Here is an 18,023-nt window from a genome sequence, read left to right as displayed (position 1 = left end):
TACGGCACAGCGAATCCCGGCCCGGTTGCACTCCATCGCCGAAATACGCCCGATTTTGCCGCCCCACTGTTCAGTGTCCAATGTCACTCGGTAACTGAGGCCGTCCACTCAGACATAACAAAATACGGAGGCAAAACATGTCTACAGCAAGCACGGTTGAGCGGGAAATGCTGGCGCTGATTAACCAAGAGCGCACATCCCGTGGGCTGGACCCTTTGCAACTTGAAAGGCAACTGAACGTATCGTCCGAAGATCACAGCACCTGGATGCTGGACACGGACAGGTTCAGCCACACCGGATCCGGCGGATCAACGGCGACGCAGCGGATGGAAGCAGCCGGGTTCGATTTCTCGGGCAACTGGCGGTCCGGTGAAAACATTGCCTGGCAATCCGAACGCGGCGCGCCAGGCATCAGTGACGATGTCGCGCAATTGCACCAGAACCTGATGAACAGCCCAGGCCACCGTGCCAACATCCTGAACCCTGAATTCAAGTATATCGGGATTGGAATCGAAACCGGCGACATGCAGGGCTTTGACGCTGTAATGGTCACACAGAACTTTGCCAAGACGGACGCGGCGGTTCTGCCCGACGACGGGACACCACAAACTCCACCAGCCCCGACAGACGAAGAGGTGGCGCAGCCTGTCGTGCCAGAGCCTGAGACACCGGCTCCGGTCGTGGACGAACCGACGACGCCGGTGGATGAGACACCAACCGATGTCACCGAAACCGAGCAGCCTGAGCCAGAGGCAGAAGACCCGGTCGCCGAAGTGGAAACACCTGACGACGAGACGCCCGAAGCAGAGACGCCTGTGGCAGAGACCGACGACCCGCAGGTCGACGAAGAAACCCCTGGCGAAGAACCCGTTGCCGAAGTGGAAACACCCGACGACGAAACCCCGGAGGAAGTGACGCCGGTCGCCGAAATGGATGATCCGGGCGCCGACGATGAAACCCCCGACGACGAACCTGTCGCTGAAGCGGAAACGCCCGAGGACGAAACCACCGGCGAGGACATCCCGGTCGCCGAAGCCGATGATCCTGAAGTCGTTGAAGACACTCCGGTCGAAGAACCCGTGGCTGAAGTGGAAACACCGGAGGATGAGTGTTTTGACGTTCAGGCCTTCCTTGAAGAAATCGAGGCTTTCGTGAAAGCCCTTCAGGCGCACTTCGATCAGTTCGATTGGGGGTCACCATACCAGCCCGAACCCGAGGTCGATGAATTCGAGCTGGTGACGATGGACGAGGGTGACGACGATATGCCTATCATTTCGGATGGGACCGACGTAACCACGGACGACTACTGCGAATTCACCTACATTCACACGACCTGCATGATGGATTTCGCCTGATCCAAACAGATGTGCGGGGGTCCATCCGCCCCCGCACATCTGAATCCGAGATTTAGTAGATCTTTGGTACGTAGAGTTCGTCGGGCAAAATCCGGCGCTCGTATTCCGGGTTATAACGGCGATCCGGCAAGGTGACCTTTTCCTGCGGGACATCCTCGTACGGGATTTTGGTCAACAGGTGTTCGATACAATTCAGGCGTTCGCGTTTCTTGTCATTCCCTTCGACGATATACCACGGCGCCTCGGGGATGTTGGTGCGAAAGAACATGTCCTCCTTGGCTTTTGTATACGCCTCCCACCGGATACGGGATTCCAGATCCATCGGCGACAGTTTCCACTGCTTCATCGGGTCATGGATACGCATGAGGAATCGCAACTGCTGTTCTTCATCGGTGATCGAGAACCAGTATTTCAGCAAAATGATCCCCGAGCGGACCAGCATACGTTCAAATTCAGGAACGTCCTGAAAGAATTGCTCGACCTGATCTTCGTTGGCAAATCCCATTACACGCTCGACCCCGGCCCGATTGTACCAGGACCGGTCGAACAGAACGATCTCACCCGCCGCAGGCAGGTGCGGGACATAGCGCTGGAAATACCACTGGCTCTGCTCGCGGCGGCTGGGCGCAGGCAAGGCGACGACACGGGCCACACGCGGGTTCAGACGCTGCGTGATCCGCTTGATCACGCCCCCCTTGCCGGCGCTGTCGCGTCCTTCGAACAGGATGCAAACCTTGGCGCCGGTGTGCTGCACCCAGTCCTGTACCTTGATCAATTCGGCCTGCAATCGCAGCAGATTGCGGAAGTACACCTTGCGGTCCAGCATATCCGGATGCTGGTCCTTGTAGATCTTGCGAACCTCCATCGACAGCATCGGCTCGCTGAATTCGATCTCGAAATCTTCATCCAGCGTGTCTTCCAGCTCGGCTTCCAGCCAATCTTTGGGCGCGTCGTTTCTATCGTGTGCCAAGTTCGGCTCCTTATCATTCATCGGGTTCGCACCGTATCGGGGCAGTGTAACCGGCAGATGTCACCGCTCCCGCAGATGGTGCCTGAATCCCGGTCCGCCATCTGACGATATATATGCTGCAAAACCTGAATGTGACCCGGTCAGGCGCGGGATTCAAGCGGTGGAATTGACGCAAGGCCATATCTTGCGCCCTCAAAACAGGCACTTGCTTTTGCATCCGTCCCGCCTGCATCAATGCCGGAATGAACCGGAGGTCATCGTGGCGTTCTTTCTTTCCTTCCTTCCAAAATTCTGGCCGTGGCTGATCCTGATTGTCGCCCAGGTCGCCGCGTTGGCCGGACAGCGCACATTGGCCGTCGGAATGATATGTGCCTTCGGTCTTGTGGCACTGGTCAGCGGTCTGATTTCGGCATCTGCGGCGATTTTTGTTGGTCTTGGCCTTCTCGGCGCGGCCCGCCTTCCTCTACTGCGTGGTCCTGCAGCCTTGATCGGGCACATCGCATTGATTGCCTGGAGCCTCGTTCTGGGCGCGCATCTGTTGCCCGGGGTGCACAATCTGCTGGTTCTGGATCACGTTCACGCAGGACCGGACAGCGCGCCATTCACGATGTATCTCAATCTGGACAAACCGATGGTCTTTTTTGCGGTCCTACTGGCGTGGCCCGCGATGTTGATTCCGAACGCACCCGTCAAAATTTGGCCGCTGACAGCGGGTCTGATGCTGCTACCCGCCCTTTTGTTGTCAGGCGCACTGTCCGGGGCAGTCCGTCCTGAATTCGGCCTGCCCCCCTGGTGGATGATCTTCGCCATGTCAAATCTGTTCCTGACCTGCCTCACCGAGGAAGCCTTTTTTCGCGGCTACCTGCAATCAGCAATTGGCGCACGTACGGGGCCTCTGATCGGGTTGGTCACAGCAAGTGCCCTGTTCGGCGCTGCGCATGTAACCGGCGGCCCCGTCTTAATAGGGTTTGCGGCTCTGCTTGGTCTGGCCTGTGGTTTGGGGTATTTCGCAACGGGACGCTTGTGGGTGCCGGTGCTGATGCATTTCGCGTTCAATTTTCTGCATCTGACCTTGTTCACCTATCCTGGACCGGCCTGAGCAACCTCAGACCGGAAGAGCCGTTGTTTTGAATACGGTACGCAGCGCGAACGAGCTTTGCATCTGCGCCACGCCGGGCAGGCGCGACAGGTATTGCCGGTGTATGCGCGCGAAATCTTCGGTGTTTTCGGCAACGACTTTCAGGATGTAATCCGCCGTTCCCGCCATCAGGTGACATTCCAACACGTCTGGAATGCGAGCCACTGCCTTTTCGAAGGCATCCAGCACTTCTTCGGCCTGGCCTTGCAGAGTGATTTCGACAAATACCGTGGTCGGGACGTTCATCTTGCGGGCGTCCAGCAAAGCGACATAATCCCTGATAAAGCCCTCGGCCTCCAGCCTTTGAACGCGCCGATGACAGGCCGACGGAGACAAATTCACCTGATCGGACAGCTCTGCGTTCGATAGCCGCCCTTTGCGCTGCAAGGCGGCCAGAATCTTTCGATCAGTTGCATCAATACTCATCGGCGCACATCCATTGCGTGTGATTTCAAATTTGTCGAATAATCTCCCACTGAATCGTCCTTTGGCAAGCAGGGTTTCACAGAAATTGCGTCGCTGAATGCCCATAATTTAGGCAGTTTATGTACGGAGAGAGACATGAAAATCGGTTGCCCCAAGGAAATCAAACCACAGGAGTTCCGTGTCGGCATGACACCGAATGCCGCTCAAGAAGCCGTGGCCCGCGGCCACGAGGTCATTATCGAAACCGGAGCCGGTATGGGATCCGGCTTTGACAACGACGCCTACATCGCTGCCGGCGCACGTATCGTTGACACGGCAGCCGAGGTTTTTGCGTCAGCTGAAATGATCGTCAAGGTCAAGGAACCGCAGGCCGTCGAGCGCAAGATGCTGCGCGAAGGTCAACTGCTTTTCACCTACCTACACCTTGCGCCCGATCCCGATCAGACCCATGACCTGCTGGCCTCCGGCTGCACGGCCATTGCTTACGAGACCGTTACGGACGCAAATGGCGGTTTGCCGCTTCTGGCACCGATGTCCGAAGTGGCTGGCCGTCTGGCTCCGCAAGTCGGTTCCTGGACATTGCAAAAGGCCAACGGTGGACGTGGTGTACTGATGGGCGGCGTTCCCGGCGTGGGGCCGGCCAAGGTTGTTGTAATCGGTGGCGGCGTTGTTGGCACCCACGCGGCCCAGATCGCGGCGGGTATGGGCGCAGATGTCACCGTGCTGGACCGCTCATTGCCCCGGCTGCGTTATCTGGACGACGTATTTGGCGGACGGTTCAAGAACCAGTATTCGACCGCCGGTGCGACAGCTGAACTGATCCGCGATGCAGACATGGTAATTGGCGCGGTTCTGATCCCCGGCGCAGCAGCCCCCAAGCTGGTTACACGTGAACAGTTGTCGACCATGAAACCGGGTGCGGTACTTGTGGACGTTGCCATCGACCAGGGCGGTTGCTTCGAAACCTCCAAGGCGACCACGCATGCCGACCCGATTTACGAGGTCGACGGCATCATGCACTACTGTGTGGCCAATATGCCGGGCGCCGTTGCACGCACATCAACCATTGCACTTGGCAACGCAACGATGCCGTTCCTGCTGGCCCTTGCCGACAAAGGCTGGAAACAGGCCTGCCAGGATGACCCGCATCTTATGGCCGGGCTGAATGTCCATGCGGGCCAGCTGACCTATTATGCCGTCGGCAAGGCCCTGGGGATCGACGTTGTCTCCCCAGCCGTGGTCATCAAGTCGTAAGGCCTCCCGCGCCGGACAGCGCCCTCTTGCGAAGGTGCTGTCCGGAGTTAGGTCGGGTGCCGCACCAAAGGCGCGGCGCTGGATTTCCGATCGACCTCAAGAAAAAGACGCCGCGCAAACAGCGCGGCGCCGGGCCCAACCGGAGAAGGGCATTTCCAATGCCCGTTCGACGGGCAGGAGCCGTCAGCCCTTTTTCTGGATCTCGACGGAATGGGGATAAGGGATGGATACGCCCTTGGCGTCAAAGGCCTCCTTCACCGCCTTCGTCAGTTCGAATTTCAAATCCCAATAATCCGCGGCGGCACACCACAAGCGTGCCGTCAGATCAACTGAGCTGTCGCCGAGGTTGGTGACCCGCACCCATGGCTCCGGGTCGCTCATGATACGCTCATCGGCCTTGGCAACGTCCAGAATGATTTCCATCGCCTGATCCGCGCTGTCGCCATAGTCAATACCGAACACCAGATCCACCCGGCGCGTGTCATGTGCCGAATAATTGGTAATGATCGACCCCCAGGACTGTCCGTTCGGCACAATGATCTGCACGTTGTCCGGAGTGACCAGTTCGGTGGTAAACAGATTCAGATCCTTTACCGTTCCAGCAGTCCCGCCAATATCCACGTACTGACCCAGCTTGTAGGGGCGGAACACAACTAGCATCACACCAGCCGCCAGATCGCTCAGCGTGCCTTGCAGGGCGAGGCCGATCGCCAGCGAGGCTGCACCAAGGATGGCAACGATACTGGTCGCTTCGATTCCGAAGATGCCCAGAACGGCCACGAAGACGATCGCCAGAACCACCCATTTGACGATGCTAGCGACAAAATTGCCCAGTGTCGGATCAATATGCGGGGTCGCATTAATTCGGCGGCGAACCATGCCGCTGATCGCACCGGCAACGATCCACCCCAATACCAGTACAATCAATGCCTTGATTGCGCTTATGATCAGCGGGCCGAACGCGCCCACCTGTGTTACAACGTCTTCCACGCGGATCTCCTTTGCTCCAATAGCAAACCCGCGCCAAAAGCGCGGGGATTGCAGCAATCTGGGCCAAAATCCCGCCTGGGTCTAGGGGCGTGTTTCCTCACTTTTCCCCCTCTTGTTCTTCAGCAAACAGCAACTGACCGGTCATGCACACTCTTGGACCTGACAGCGCGGTCCGAACTTGGCAATGTGGCAAGCATCAGACAGACCAAGGAACCTCAAATGCTGGACACCACCTCGTTTCCGATCATGGCCAAATGGCCACCACAATCGCCAGAACGAATTCAGCTCTACTCCTACCCCACGCCCAATGGCGTCAAAGCCTCGATCATGCTGGAAGAAACCGGCCTGCCGTATGAACCGCATCTGGTTACGCTGGCAGATGCGGATGTCAAAAGTCCCGAGTTTCTGTCCCTGAACCCCAATAACAAAATCCCGGCGATGATCGACCCGGACGGACCCGATGGAACCCCACTGGCTCTGTTCGAAAGCGGCGCGATCCTGCTGTATCTGGCCGAGAAGTCCGGCAAGTTTCTCGGACGGACCAAGGCCGACAAGCACCGCGTAACCCAATGGCTGATGTTTCAGATGGGCGGCGTGGGGCCGATGTTCGGACAGCTCGGCTATTTCCATAAATTTGCCGGTAGCGAAATCGACGACCCCCGCCCGCGCGACAGATATGTCGCCGAGGCAAAACGCCTGCTGAATGTCCTGAACACGCAGCTTGACGGTCAGGAGTGGATCGCCGGAGACTACTCAATCGCCGACATCGCGATCGCGCCCTGGCTGCGCGGGCTGGACTATTACGGAGCAAAAGAATTGCTGGGATGGGACACTTATCCGCATGTCGCGGCGTATCTCGACCGCTTTCTCGGGCGACCTGCCGTGCAGAAGGGTTTGACGATCCCCGCGCGGGATTAAGCAAGATGGTGGGTGCTGGCCCCAGCATCCACCAGACAGTTCAACCCGGAAGTTTTCCAGTCAGAACGTAGCGCAGGATTTCGACCACCTGACGCGGTTCCTCGGCAACAGCAAGAGCCGCGGCATCAACTTCTTTCAGCGCGTGTTGGTGGTCCGGACCGTGCAAAACGATGATCGACTTGCCCAACGCGGCCGCATACCCCGCATCAAAGGCTGCGTTCCATTGTTTGTACTTGTCGCCGAACCGGACAACAACGACATCCGCGTCCGAAATGCCCTTGCGGGTACGGATCGCGTTGACCATCGCGCCCTTGTGATCGTGCCAGTATTTTTTCGGCTCGCCCCCCAGGATGGCGACGCCGCAGTCGTCACTGGCCGCGTGATCGGTGACAGGGCTGTTGAATGTCACATCCAGCCCTTGCGCCCCATCGATAATCTGTTCGCGCCAGTCGGTGTGGATTTCCCCGGACAAATAGACGTTCAGGCCCATGACTTCCTCCGCAATTGTACAAAGCCTACTTAAGGCGCAATCGCGCAAAGCCCAATGCGGAAATCAAAGAAACCGGCAGTGCATTCTAGATCTTTCGAGCCACCAGATACCGCGACGGAGGCTGCGCAGGAAAATTCCCGCTTTCAATCACCTCGAACCCAGCCTTGCTAACTGCGGTCTCAAGAGTTTCGACACTAAACTGATTGACAAATGGGGCTTTGCCAAAAAGTTGCATCACCGGCAACATCAGCTTGAGCATTCCAAACTTGAACCCCAACCCTCCTTCGGCAAGACACGGCGTTTTGGAAATGAACAAACCGCCGGGGGACAGTTGCGCATGAATGTCCGCAAAGACACCTTTGATATCCGGCGCAAGGTGAAACAGGTTGAAGCCAAGTATGACGTCAAAAGTCTGCCCGTCCATCGGCTTGGTGATATCAATCGTTCTGAACGAAATGTTTTCGATCCCTTCGGCCTTGGCCTTCTCCTGGCCGATCTTCAGCATAGCTTCGGAAAAATCGCTGGCGGTTATGTGTGCGACCGAGGATGCAAGCAGAAGCGCCGTTGAACCCGTTCCGCAGCCTAGCTCCAGAACCCGGTGGTGCTTGGACAGGTAGGACCGCGTCCGCCCCAGAGTGTATTCGTAAGATTCCATGTCCCGGATCGGAGTGCGTGAATACTTCGCGGCAACGCCGTCCCAGAATTTTGCAGCTGTCGTCATGGTCAATCTCCTTTGCCGCAAATCTACTCATGCACAGATCGAAGAGGAATTGCGGAAAATCGCAGAACTCTTATACGTATTTTCATGAAAAACCTCGGGGGCTTCGACTGGAACCACATCCGCGCCTTTCTGGCGACGGCAGAAACCGGGTCGCTTTCGGCTGCTGCGCGGCAGTTGGGACAGACCCAGCCAACGCTCAGCCGCCAGATCGCCGCGCTCGAGGGCGATTTGGGTGTCATGCTGTTCGAACGCATCGGCCGCACGCTGCAGATGACACAGGCCGGTGTTGAACTTCTGGATCACACCCGTGCAATGGGCGAGGCTGCCAATCGCATCGCCCTGACCGCATCAGGTCAGGCGCAGTCGATCGAAGGGCGTGTTCGAATTACTGCCAGCGACATCATGTCGGCCTATATTCTACCGGATCTTTTGCGCCAGGTCCGGGCGCAGGCCCCGCGTCTTCGGATCGACGTGATTGCCTCGAACGATATCCGCGACTTGATGCGGCGCGAGGCGGATATCGCCATCCGCCATGTCCGCCCGGATCAACCCGATCTGATCGCCCGTCTTGTGCAGGAGGCGTCGGGCCGTTTCTATGCCACCACCGAGTATCTGAACCGTGCGGGGCGTCCCAGGTCCAAGCGCGACCTATCTCAGCATGAGTTCATCAGCTTTGGTGACACCGAACAGATGATCGCCTACCTGAAACCGTTCGGCATCGATCTGAACGAAGACAATTTCCGGCTCGGGTCTCAGAACGGAATCGTGGCATGGGAATACGCAAGGCAGGGCTTTGGCATCGCACCCATGTCTCAGGTTGTCGGCGACGCGACACCCGGTATCGAACGCGTACTGCCCGGTATGGAACCCATCACGTTCCCGATCTGGCTGACCACCCATCGCGAGCTGCATACCAGCCGACGAATTCGGTTGGTCTTTGACCTGCTGGCGGAATTCCTGTCCAAATGAAAAACGCGCCCAAAGGCGCGTCGTTCAATTCACTTCTCGTGCAGTGTTACCCGCGCAGGACGCCGCCGGTGGCCTTGGCCACCTTGGCGATGATCTTTTCGGCGACCGCTTCGATGTCTTTCTCTTTCAAAGTCGTGTCCGAAGGTTGCAATCGCACCGTTATCGCCAGCGATTTCTTGCCCTCGCCAACGCTACCGCCGATGAACTCGTCGAACACGCGCACATCTTCGATCAGTGCTTTGTCGGCGCCAGCCGCGGCATTGACCAACGTCAAAGCTTCGACACCGGCATCGACAACAAAGGCAAAGTCACGCTCGACAGCCTGCAGGTCCCGCAGTTCCAGAGCCGAGCGTGTCGCACCCGATTTGCGCGGCAACGGAACCTGATCCGGCCAGATGGTGAACGCCATTGCCGGACCTTTGACATCCATGGCCTGCAGAACACGCGGGTGCAATTCGCCGAAGACGCCAAGCACTTTTTTCGGACCCAGACAGATCTTGCCGTGCCGCCCCGGGTGCCACCAGCCCTCTCCATCGCGCATGATCTGCACCTTCGCCGGCGCTCCGATTGCGGTCAGAACGGCCTCGGCATCCGCCTTGGCGTCATACAGGTCGACCGGGCGCGAGGCACCATGCACATCCTTTGGACCGTTGCGGCCCACCAGCAGGCCCGTGATCTGGGTCTGTTGCTCTCCGGGCTCTCCATCATGGAAGACCGGTCCAACTTCGAACAATGCCAGATCGGCAAAGCCGCGCGCCTGATTGCGGGCCGCGGCCTGCAAAAGACCGGGCAGCAGGTCGGGGCGCATATGGCTCATCTCGGACGAGATCGGGTTTTCCAGCCTGGTCGCATCATCGCCACCGCCAAAGAGTTTTGCCGAAGCCTGATCGATGAACGTGTACGAAACGCATTCGTTATAGCCCAGTGCTGCGCAGGTGCGCCGCGCCATCGACTGGCGGCGCTGTGTCGGGGTCATCACCGGTTTGGGAATGCCATCAGACACACGCGGCAGCGGCTTGCCCTGAAGCTTGGTCAGCGACGCAATCCGTGCGACCTCTTCCACCAGATCGGCCTCTCCCATGACATCGGGGCGCCAGCTTGGAACATGCGCCATCTCACCTTCCAGGCGGAAGCCGAGACGTGTCAGAGTCTGACGTTGATCGCTTTCGGGAATGTCCATCCCGACCAGAGACTGCACCCGCTCGGCATCCAGCTTGTAGGCGCGCGCATGGTTTGGCGCCTTGCCCGCCTCGACAACATTCGAGGCTTCGCCGCCGCAAATATCCAGAATCATCTGCGTCGCGTGCTCCAGCCCTTCCAGCGTGTATTCGGGATCAACACCACGCTCGAACCGATACCGCGCGTCCGAGTTGATCTTGAGCGCCCGCCCCGTAAGGGCAATCTGCACGTGATCCCAGAAGGCGCTTTCGAGAAAGACGTTCACCGTGTCCGCGGTGCAGCCGGTTTCCAGACCGCCCATGATTCCACCTATGGATTCCGGACCGTTGTCATCCGAGATCACCATCATGCCGGGTTGAAGGGTGTATTCCTTCTCATCCAACGCCACCAGTTTCTCGCCACCCTTGGCGCGATGCACCCGCAGGTTGCCCTGTACTTTGTCGGCGTCGAACACATGCAGTGGGCGGTTGTGGTCGAAGGTCATGTAGTTGGTGATGTCCACCAGCGCCGAGATCGGGCGAAGACCGATCGCCTTCAGCTGATCCTGCAACCACTGAGGACTGGGTCCGTTCTTCACACCCTTGATCAGACGCCCTGTGAAATGCGGCGCACCGTCCAGCGTATCCTTGTCGATTGTCACCTTGATCGGGCTTTCGAAATCACCCGGCACCGGCACATAGTCACGCTCTTTCAGCTTGCCGATACCCCGTGCCGCCAGATCACGCGCAATCCCGGCCACGCCCAGCGCATCCGGTCGGTTCGGCGTGATCGCGATTTCGATCATCGGATCGACTTTCGACGGGTCATTCTCGGCCAGCCAGTCAACGAAACGGTCACCAACGTCACCCGAAGGCAGTTCGATGATGCCGTCATGCTCGTCCGACAACTCCAGCTCGCGCTCGGACGCCATCATGCCAAAGCTCTCGACGCCTCGGATCTTGCCGACGCTTATCGTCAGGTCCAGACCGGGGATGTACATGCCGGGCTTACAGACCACGACGGTGATGCCCTCGCGCGCATTCGGGGCGCCGCAGATGATTTGCAACTCACCCTCGTCGGTGTCGACCTTGCAGACGCGCAGCTTGTCGGCATCGGGGTGTTTCTCGGCATGTTTCACATAGCCCAGCGTAAAGCCCGCCAGCCGGTCCGCCGGGTTGACGATTTCCTCAACCTCGAGCCCAAGGTCGGTCAGGGCCTCGGCAATTTCCTCAACCGAGGCATCAGTGTCGAGGTGGTCTTTCAACCAGGAAAGAGTGAATTTCATCGGTCGTCATCCGCCAGTCATCTTGGGTCAGCCCGCGTTTAGCGGATATTGCGCATAGGGGAAAGAGGCAGCTTGGCCCCCGGACTGCTACTCTTCCGCAACCGTGTTCGACACGTTGTCCGAGCCTGCGAATACAGCCAGAATCCGGGCAATGCCGTCGCCGGAATTCACTCCGGAATGGGGCGATTGGAACGCTTCGACAAATGCGTCGCCGGTTTTGTAGGTCCGGGTTCCCGCCTCGCCGTAATCGACCGTGATCTCTCCTTCCAGTACGTAAGCGACCAAAGGGGCGTCGTGGCGGTGCGGGCCCGTATCCTGACCGGGCTGCATCGTGACGATCGCCACCGTCACTTCGGGCGTTCCACCGGGATATTCCAGCGGCTCTCCAATGACCGAAGTTTGGGTCTGCAGCAGCACCTCGACCGGAGGATAGGTGTCGCGGGCGAATGCAGGGGCGGCGGCAAGGATCAAGGCGCTGAGCAACAACGATTTCACGGGGGGCCTCCTGTTTCGTGCCCATGCAGGTGACCTTGGCGCAGCCGCGAAGTCAACGATCAGGGATAAGTTGGCGTGCGGCCCATCAGCTCGTCCAGCTGGCGTCCGATCCAGCCATGCGGGATGAAATGCCCGCCCGGATGTGTATCCAGAACCACCTGCCCCAACGCGCAGTCGGACCATTCTACCCGGCTGAGCGTCAGAAATGGTACGACGCTCCAATCGCCGCGCGGAATGGCAGCATCGCAATCGTATTTCTGGCGCCACAGTGCGACGGGATAGGTCGTGTCGCCTCCGGGACCAAAGGGGAAATCCATCACGGTGTCGTCGGTCCCATGCACATGGCGGGCCTGCCGAGGGGCCTGGGGGCAGTCCTCAGTCTGGCGAATGCTACCGGCAACCGCCAGCAGGGCCGCGATGTCATTTCCTGACTGACAAACAAAGCGCCAAGCCATCGCTCCGCCGAAAGAATAACCCGATATGTAAATTCGATTGGAGTCCACCGGATAGCGTTGGGCTACATCTTCCAGCACGCGATTTGCGAAATCGACATCCGCCGTATCAGCCGCCCAGAAATTCCAGCTTTTGCCCAAGCCATTGGGGGCAACCAGCAATACGCCTCTGCGCGTGGTTGCACCGGCAATCCGTTCATGGTTCACAACGACATTTCCCTGCCGCGCCCAGCCATGAAAGTGAAGCAAGACGGGCAAGGGGGTCTCACCGTCCCACCCTTCGGGTTCCAATACGTGATAGGATCGGTCGTCGAGCTTGCAGGCGGTATCGCCATGACACTCGGTATTCCACGGGCCCATCGCAACGCTTGGCGTCGCCACCATCAGGACCAGGCAGATCAGTCGGTACAACATGAGGCGGAGCCTAACCGCCCCGCAGCCAGTGTCACGTCACATATGCGTCAAGGAGTTGTCATGGCCGCAGCGAGTGACCGTTGTGGAACATATGCACCTTGGCCGGGTCTGCCGAAAGCCTGACAGTCTGCCCGCGCAGGTTTCGCTCGATCCCCGGCAGTTTTGCGATAACCCCCTCGGCGCCTTTCTGGTTAGCGAAATACAACAGCGTGACCTCGCCCAGGGCTTCGGTGAAATCGACCGCACCTTCGAAAAAACCTGCCTCATCCGGAAGTAAATCCTCGGGCCGGACGCCGATATTCACTTGCAACCCCACTTGGTCGGGAGTGGTAGGGATCGAGGAAACCACGGTCCCGCCGGCCTCCAGCGCGACCGAGGTGGTTTCCCCGGTCGCGGAGATAACACCCGGCAACAGGTTCATGGCCGGTGAACCTATGAACTGCGCCACGAACTCATTGTCCGGTGTTTCATACAGCTCCAGCGGCGTGCCAACCTGTGCGATACCTTTGTTGGCCAGCACAACAATTCGGCTGGCCAAGGTCATCGCCTCGACCTGATCATGGGTCACGTAGATCATCGTGCTTTCGGGCATCGCCTCTTTCAGCCGGGCGATTTCGATCCGCGTAGCGACCCGCAGCGAGGCATCGAGGTTCGAAAGCGGTTCGTCGAAAAGGTATACCTTCGGATCACGCACGATGGCACGACCGATGGCAACCCGCTGCCGCTGACCCCCGGACAGTTCCTTGGGCAGACGATCCAGAAACGGTTCCAGTTGCAGGATTTGCGCGGCGCGATTAACGGCGGCGTCTATCTCGCCCGCTGGCATCTTGGCAATTTTCAGGGCAAAGGCCATGTTTTCGCGTACGGTCATATGCGGATAAAGCGCATAGCTTTGGAACACCATCGCAATGCCGCGTTGTGCAGGCGGCACATCGTTCATGACCTGGCCTTCGATCTCAAGCGTTCCACCCGAGATCCTCTCCAACCCCGCGATCATCCGCAACAGGGTGGATTTCCCGCACCCCGAGGGACCAACAAAAACGATCAGCTCGCCGGTTTCGATATCCAGATTAATGTTCTTCAGAACATCGACCGGGCCATAGGTTTTGGCCACATCCGTAAGATTAAGTTCCGACATGTCCTATTCCTTTTCCCTGACCATCAAACAGAATCGAGCAGCATCCAGTGTCACATTCCCCGACCCTGAGACGCTGCCCAATTCCTCGCCGATCATGCGCCATTTACCATCCGGCAAAGTGATGCTTGCCGTATCTGAACCGAGGTTGAATGCGCAGAACACCTGCTCTGTGCCTGTTTCGCGCAGGAAGGTCAGCACCGGACCGTTCTGCTCCATCCGTGTCTGCGCACCTGTCATCAGCGCCGGATGCGCGTGGCGCAGCGCGATGGCACGGCGGTAATGGTGCAGCATCGAGTTTGGTTCGCGCTCCATCTGATCCACCGCCCTCTCGGCCTGCTCGGCGCTGACCGGAAGCCATGGATCACCGGTGCTGAACCCCATCTCCTGATCCTGAGCAATCCAGACCATCGGTGTCCGGCAACCATCGCGGCCCTTGAACTCGGGCCAGAACTCTATGCCATACGGGTCCTGCAGCCGGTCAAACGGGACCTCGGCCTCGGGCAAGCCCAATTCCTCGCCCTGATACAGGCAGGCCGAGCCGCGCAGGCACATCATCAGAACGATATGCTGGCGAATTGCGTCCTCGGACAGGTTCCAGCGTGTGGCGTGGCGCTGCACGTCGTGGTTCGAAAACGCCCAGCAGGCCCATGCGTCGCCCGCCTTGTCTTCAAGCTCGTCAAAGACCTGTTTGGCATAACTCGCCGTCAGCGCGCGCTTTTCCAGAAACTCGAACGCGTAGCACATGTGCATACGCTTATCGCCGGTCGTATATTCGCCCATGATCTCAAGCCCGCGCTGCGCATCACCGATCTCGCCCAGACAGGCGCGTCCCTCGTATTCGTCGGTCAGCGCGCGCAGCCGTTCCAGGAAAGCGATGTTTTCGGGCTGGCTTTTCGAGAACAGGTGATCCTGATGATTATACGGGTTGACCATCGGCGCGATCGAGGCGTTGCGCTGGTCGATCGGCAACGCGGGGTTATCGCGCAGTAGCTTGTCGTGGAAATAGAAGTTGATCGTGTCCAGCCGGAACCCATCGACGCCCAGATCCAGCCAGAACCGCGCCACGTCCAGCAGGGCATCCTGAACTTCAACGCAGTGGAAGTTCAGATCCGGCTGCGACGTCAGGAAATTGTGCAGGTAGTATTGCAGCCTGCGCGAATCCCACTGCCAGGCCGAACCGCCGAAGATCGACAGCCAGTTGTTGGGCGGCGTGCCGTCGGGTTTGGGATCGGCCCAGACATACCAGTCGGATTTCGCATTATCCCGGCTGGCGCGGCTTTCGCTGAACCACGGATGCTGGTCCGAAGTATGCGAGAGCACCAGATCGATCATGACTTTCAACCCCAACGCATGGGCCTGATCCAGCAGTTCGCGGAAATCCTCCATCGTGCCGAACATCGGATCAACATCGCAATAGTCGCTGACGTCATAGCCGAAGTCTTTCATCGGCGATTTGAAGAAGGGCGAAATCCAGATCGCATCCACCCCAAGCGAGGCAATGTAGCCAAGCCGGCTGGTGATCCCCTTAAGGTCGCCGATCCCGTCGCCGTTGCTGTCCTGAAAGCTGCGCGGATAGATCTGATAGATCACCCCGCCCCGCCACCAGTCGGCGGATGCTTTGGTTGCTGTGTTTTGATTCAGGTTGTTCTGCACGTTCATGACACGCCTTTATTTGACTGACCCGGCCAACAGGCCGCGGACGAGGTATTTTTGCATTGCAAAGAAGACAATCAGCGGCACGACGATCGAGACAAACGCCGCCGTGGCCAGGATTTCCCAGTTGCCGCCGCGCGTGCCCAGCAGCTCGACAATGCTGTTGGTCATCACGGTGGTCTGGCCCGATGCATCGATCAGGAACACTTTGGCGACCAGCAGGTCATTCCATGTCCACAGGAATTGCAGGATCGCAAACGAAGCCAGAGCCGGAAAGCTGAGCGGCAGAATGAGTTTGGTGAAGATCTGGAACTCGGTCGCGCCGTCAACCCGCGCGTTTTCGATCAGGTCACGCGGCAGCCCGGCCATGTAATTCCGCAGCAGGTAAATCGCCAGTGGCATTCCGAACCCGGTATGCGCCAACCAGACGCCCAGATACCCTTTGCCAATGCCGATCCCAAGGTGAAATTTCAAAAGCGGGATCAGAGCCAGCTGCAACGGTACAACCAGCAGACCCACCACGGCGGCAATCAACAGTGCCCGGCCCGGAAATTCCATCCAAGCCAGCGCATAGGCCGCAAAGGCCGCAACAAGGATCGGGATGATCGTGGCCGGAATCGTCACGGTCAGAGTATTGAAGAATGCCTTGCTCATGCTGTCGGTACTGTCTTCGGCCAACAGCACTGTGTGATAGTTGTCCAACGTGAACTCGGGCGGAAGCTCGGCCGTCACGAAGACACGCGCACCGCGGCTGCCCGTGAATTCCTCCGCGTTCTCCATCCGATAGTTGCCGCTGGCATCAACAGTGATCGCGCCGCCGCGGCGCAACTCGGCCGTCTGGCCGGGCTCAAACGCATCGACAGCCCGGGAACTGACACCCCATTTTGAGATCGTTGCTTTCTGGTCTTCCTCAAACAGGTTGCCTTCGATCACATACATCCCGTTTTCCAGCACCTGAGTCTCTGGTGCGGCGGTCCGCAGGGTCAGGTTCTGCTCGGACGGGAATAAGGACTTCCACCACCCGCTGGTCGCGATCTGGTCGGCCGTGCGGAAGGACGAAATAAACAGCCCCAGCGTCGGCACCACCCAAAGCACGACAAGAAAGATGACCGAGGCGTGGACGACCCAACGAAGTGCCGGTTTGGTTCCTGCAATATCAGTCATGCCACACCCCTATTTCATTTCATTGCGCGCATTGCGCACATTCCAGACAAGGATCGGTGTCACCAGCAGCATGATCACCATGGCCGAGGCCGAGCCCACGCCCCAATCGTTGGCGCGGAACAGCTTGTCATACATGTAATTGGCCAGAACCTGTGTCTCCCACTGGCCGTTCGTCATGGCGAACACGATGTCGAAGACTTTGAGGACAAGGATGGTGATCGTTGTCCAGACCACCAGAATGGTTGTCTTGATCTGCGGCACCTTGATCTTGAAGAAGATCTGAAACGGGTTCGCGCCATCCAGAATGGCCGCTTCGACGGTTTCCTCGGGAATGCCACGCAGCGCGGCCGACAGAATGACCATGGCGAAGCCGGTCTGAATCCAGATCAATACGATCATCAGGAAAAAGCTGTTCCAGAGCGGGATGGTCAGCCATGTCTGTGGCTCGGCCCCACCGAAGAAGAGGTACAGGGCGTTCAGAATTCCGATCTGATCCTGTTCCACAGGGCGCGTGTCATAGACCAGCTTCCAGATCACGGCGGCCCCGACAAATGAAATAGCCATAGGCATGAAGATCAGCGCTTTGGCGAGGTTGCCCCAGCGAATGCGGTCGGTCAGCTGCGCAACCAGCAGGCCAAGAAATGTCGACAGGGCGGGCACTACAATCAGCCACAGCATGTTGTTGCGCATGGCTTCCCAGAATTTCGGCTCTGCCACCATCTGCTTGTAGTTTTCCAGACCGACCCATTCATAGCCGCCGCCAGGCAGACGATCCGTCAGCGACAGACGTAGGGTCTCGACCACCGGATACGCCAGATACAGGCCCAGCGCGGCCAGCGCAGGAAACAGGAACAGCCAAGGACGGATGATGTTCGCGCGGTTGATGTTGCGGCCCGCATTGGGTCCGCGTGGCGGGAACAGCACCTTGTCCAGAAACTGATTGGATAGATAGAAGTAGCCCACACAGCCCGACACGCCGATGGCGATCGTCAGCAGGCCCTGAAGTGCCGGATGCATAACGCTCTCCGTTTCC

The 18,023-nt window shown here is 58.5% G+C and carries 17 protein-coding genes; 5 read left to right on the top strand and 12 right to left on the bottom strand.

Annotated elements, in window-relative coordinates:
• The first annotated feature begins 137 nt into the window (after window positions 1–137).
• Window positions 138–1,355, top strand: coding sequence for a CAP domain-containing protein (locus AC2TDJ_RS19265; protein WP_480844312.1), 1,218 nt, complete (start codon window positions 138–140; stop codon window positions 1,353–1,355).
• 52 nt (window positions 1,356–1,407) lie between these two features.
• Here AC2TDJ_RS19265 and ppk2 read toward each other — a convergent pair whose 3' ends face one another.
• Window positions 1,408–2,325 carry a polyphosphate kinase 2 gene (gene ppk2 / locus AC2TDJ_RS19260; protein ID WP_480844311.1) on the bottom strand — a complete coding sequence of 306 codons (918 nt, stop codon included), beginning with the start codon at window positions 2,323–2,325 and terminating at the stop codon, window positions 1,408–1,410.
• A 259-nt stretch (window positions 2,326–2,584) separates the two neighbouring features.
• Between ppk2 and AC2TDJ_RS19255 the strand changes: the two genes are divergently transcribed.
• Window positions 2,585–3,424 carry a CPBP family intramembrane glutamic endopeptidase gene (locus tag AC2TDJ_RS19255; protein ID WP_480844310.1) on the top strand — a complete coding sequence of 280 codons (840 nt, stop codon included), beginning with the start codon at window positions 2,585–2,587 and terminating at the stop codon, window positions 3,422–3,424.
• Between the two features lie 6 nt (window positions 3,425–3,430).
• Here AC2TDJ_RS19255 and AC2TDJ_RS19250 read toward each other — a convergent pair whose 3' ends face one another.
• Window positions 3,431–3,889, bottom strand: a complete 459-nt coding sequence (locus AC2TDJ_RS19250; RefSeq protein WP_480844309.1) for an Lrp/AsnC family transcriptional regulator — start codon at window positions 3,887–3,889, stop codon at window positions 3,431–3,433.
• Between the two features lie 135 nt (window positions 3,890–4,024).
• On the opposite strand from AC2TDJ_RS19250, the gene ald reads away from it, so the two are divergent.
• Window positions 4,025–5,143, top strand: coding sequence for an alanine dehydrogenase (ald, locus tag AC2TDJ_RS19245; RefSeq protein WP_480844308.1), 1,119 nt, complete (start codon window positions 4,025–4,027; stop codon window positions 5,141–5,143).
• Window positions 5,144–5,326: 183 nt separating this feature from the next.
• Here the strand turns inward: ald and AC2TDJ_RS19240 are convergent, their stop codons facing one another.
• Window positions 5,327–6,133 (bottom strand): mechanosensitive ion channel family protein, encoded by an 807-nt coding sequence (locus AC2TDJ_RS19240; protein ID WP_480844307.1) that lies wholly within the window; start codon window positions 6,131–6,133, stop codon window positions 5,327–5,329.
• Window positions 6,134–6,352: 219 nt separating this feature from the next.
• On the opposite strand from AC2TDJ_RS19240, the gene AC2TDJ_RS19235 reads away from it, so the two are divergent.
• On the top strand, window positions 6,353–7,051 hold the full coding sequence (locus AC2TDJ_RS19235; protein WP_480844306.1) for a glutathione S-transferase family protein: 699 nt from the start codon (window positions 6,353–6,355) through the stop codon (window positions 7,049–7,051).
• 40 nt (window positions 7,052–7,091) lie between these two features.
• Here AC2TDJ_RS19235 and AC2TDJ_RS19230 read toward each other — a convergent pair whose 3' ends face one another.
• Window positions 7,092–7,541: a YtoQ family protein gene (locus tag AC2TDJ_RS19230; protein WP_480844305.1), complete on the bottom strand. Its 450-nt coding sequence runs from the start codon at window positions 7,539–7,541 to the stop codon at window positions 7,092–7,094.
• An 85-nt stretch (window positions 7,542–7,626) separates the two neighbouring features.
• Complete coding sequence (locus tag AC2TDJ_RS19225) at window positions 7,627–8,262, bottom strand: class I SAM-dependent methyltransferase (protein WP_480844304.1); 636 nt, start codon at window positions 8,260–8,262, stop codon at window positions 7,627–7,629.
• 84 nt (window positions 8,263–8,346) lie between these two features.
• On the opposite strand from AC2TDJ_RS19225, the gene AC2TDJ_RS19220 reads away from it, so the two are divergent.
• The gene (locus tag AC2TDJ_RS19220; RefSeq protein WP_480844303.1) at window positions 8,347–9,231 is read left to right on the top strand and encodes a LysR family transcriptional regulator; all 885 of its coding nucleotides are present in this window, start codon (window positions 8,347–8,349) and stop codon (window positions 9,229–9,231) included.
• A gap of 46 nt (window positions 9,232–9,277) precedes the next feature.
• Here the strand turns inward: AC2TDJ_RS19220 and pheT are convergent, their stop codons facing one another.
• The 7 genes from pheT to AC2TDJ_RS19185 all read right to left on the bottom strand — a co-directional run bounded on the left by pheT (window position 9,278) and on the right by AC2TDJ_RS19185 (window position 18,007).
• Window positions 9,278–11,674 carry a phenylalanine--tRNA ligase subunit beta gene (gene pheT / locus AC2TDJ_RS19215; protein ID WP_480844302.1) on the bottom strand — a complete coding sequence of 799 codons (2,397 nt, stop codon included), beginning with the start codon at window positions 11,672–11,674 and terminating at the stop codon, window positions 9,278–9,280.
• 87 nt (window positions 11,675–11,761) lie between these two features.
• Window positions 11,762–12,169, bottom strand: coding sequence for a cupin domain-containing protein (locus tag AC2TDJ_RS19210; RefSeq protein ID WP_480844301.1), 408 nt, complete (start codon window positions 12,167–12,169; stop codon window positions 11,762–11,764).
• A 59-nt stretch (window positions 12,170–12,228) separates the two neighbouring features.
• Window positions 12,229–13,035 (bottom strand): CE1 family esterase, encoded by an 807-nt coding sequence (locus tag AC2TDJ_RS19205; RefSeq protein WP_480844300.1) that lies wholly within the window; start codon window positions 13,033–13,035, stop codon window positions 12,229–12,231.
• A 58-nt stretch (window positions 13,036–13,093) separates the two neighbouring features.
• Window positions 13,094–14,173, bottom strand: coding sequence for an ABC transporter ATP-binding protein (locus AC2TDJ_RS19200; protein WP_480844299.1), 1,080 nt, complete (start codon window positions 14,171–14,173; stop codon window positions 13,094–13,096).
• A 3-nt stretch (window positions 14,174–14,176) separates the two neighbouring features.
• Complete coding sequence (locus AC2TDJ_RS19195) at window positions 14,177–15,832, bottom strand: alpha-glucosidase (protein ID WP_480844298.1); 1,656 nt, start codon at window positions 15,830–15,832, stop codon at window positions 14,177–14,179.
• Between the two features lie 9 nt (window positions 15,833–15,841).
• On the bottom strand, window positions 15,842–16,990 hold the full coding sequence (locus tag AC2TDJ_RS19190; protein ID WP_480844296.1) for a carbohydrate ABC transporter permease: 1,149 nt from the start codon (window positions 16,988–16,990) through the stop codon (window positions 15,842–15,844).
• A 9-nt stretch (window positions 16,991–16,999) separates the two neighbouring features.
• On the bottom strand, window positions 17,000–18,007 hold the full coding sequence (locus AC2TDJ_RS19185) for a carbohydrate ABC transporter permease (RefSeq protein WP_480844295.1): 1,008 nt from the start codon (window positions 18,005–18,007) through the stop codon (window positions 17,000–17,002).
• Between the last annotated feature and the right edge of the window lie 16 nt (window positions 18,008–18,023).

It is taken from the genome of Ruegeria sp. HKCCD6647-2, from assembly GCF_057221075.1.
This window is presented reverse-complemented; position numbering and strand designations above follow the sequence as displayed.

Coding starts and splice junctions, on each gene's coding strand:
- AC2TDJ_RS19265 (WP_480844312.1), top strand. CDS start 138: ATGTCTACAGCAAGCACGGTTGAGCGGGAAATGCTGGCGCTGATTAAC.
- AC2TDJ_RS19250 (WP_480844309.1), bottom strand. CDS start 3,889: ATGAGTATTGATGCAACTGATCGAAAGATTCTGGCCGCCTTGCAGCGC.
- ald (WP_480844308.1), top strand. CDS start 4,025: ATGAAAATCGGTTGCCCCAAGGAAATCAAACCACAGGAGTTCCGTGTC.
- AC2TDJ_RS19235 (WP_480844306.1), top strand. CDS start 6,353: ATGCTGGACACCACCTCGTTTCCGATCATGGCCAAATGGCCACCACAA.
- AC2TDJ_RS19230 (WP_480844305.1), bottom strand. CDS start 7,541: ATGGGCCTGAACGTCTATTTGTCCGGGGAAATCCACACCGACTGGCGC.
- AC2TDJ_RS19225 (WP_480844304.1), bottom strand. CDS start 8,262: ATGACGACAGCTGCAAAATTCTGGGACGGCGTTGCCGCGAAGTATTCA.
- AC2TDJ_RS19220 (WP_480844303.1), top strand. CDS start 8,347: ATGAAAAACCTCGGGGGCTTCGACTGGAACCACATCCGCGCCTTTCTG.
- pheT (WP_480844302.1), bottom strand. CDS start 11,674: ATGAAATTCACTCTTTCCTGGTTGAAAGACCACCTCGACACTGATGCC.
- AC2TDJ_RS19205 (WP_480844300.1), bottom strand. CDS start 13,035: ATGTTGTACCGACTGATCTGCCTGGTCCTGATGGTGGCGACGCCAAGC.
- AC2TDJ_RS19200 (WP_480844299.1), bottom strand. CDS start 14,173: ATGTCGGAACTTAATCTTACGGATGTGGCCAAAACCTATGGCCCGGTC.
- AC2TDJ_RS19195 (WP_480844298.1), bottom strand. CDS start 15,832: ATGAACGTGCAGAACAACCTGAATCAAAACACAGCAACCAAAGCATCC.
- AC2TDJ_RS19190 (WP_480844296.1), bottom strand. CDS start 16,990: ATGACTGATATTGCAGGAACCAAACCGGCACTTCGTTGGGTCGTCCAC.
- AC2TDJ_RS19185 (WP_480844295.1), bottom strand. CDS start 18,007: ATGCATCCGGCACTTCAGGGCCTGCTGACGATCGCCATCGGCGTGTCG.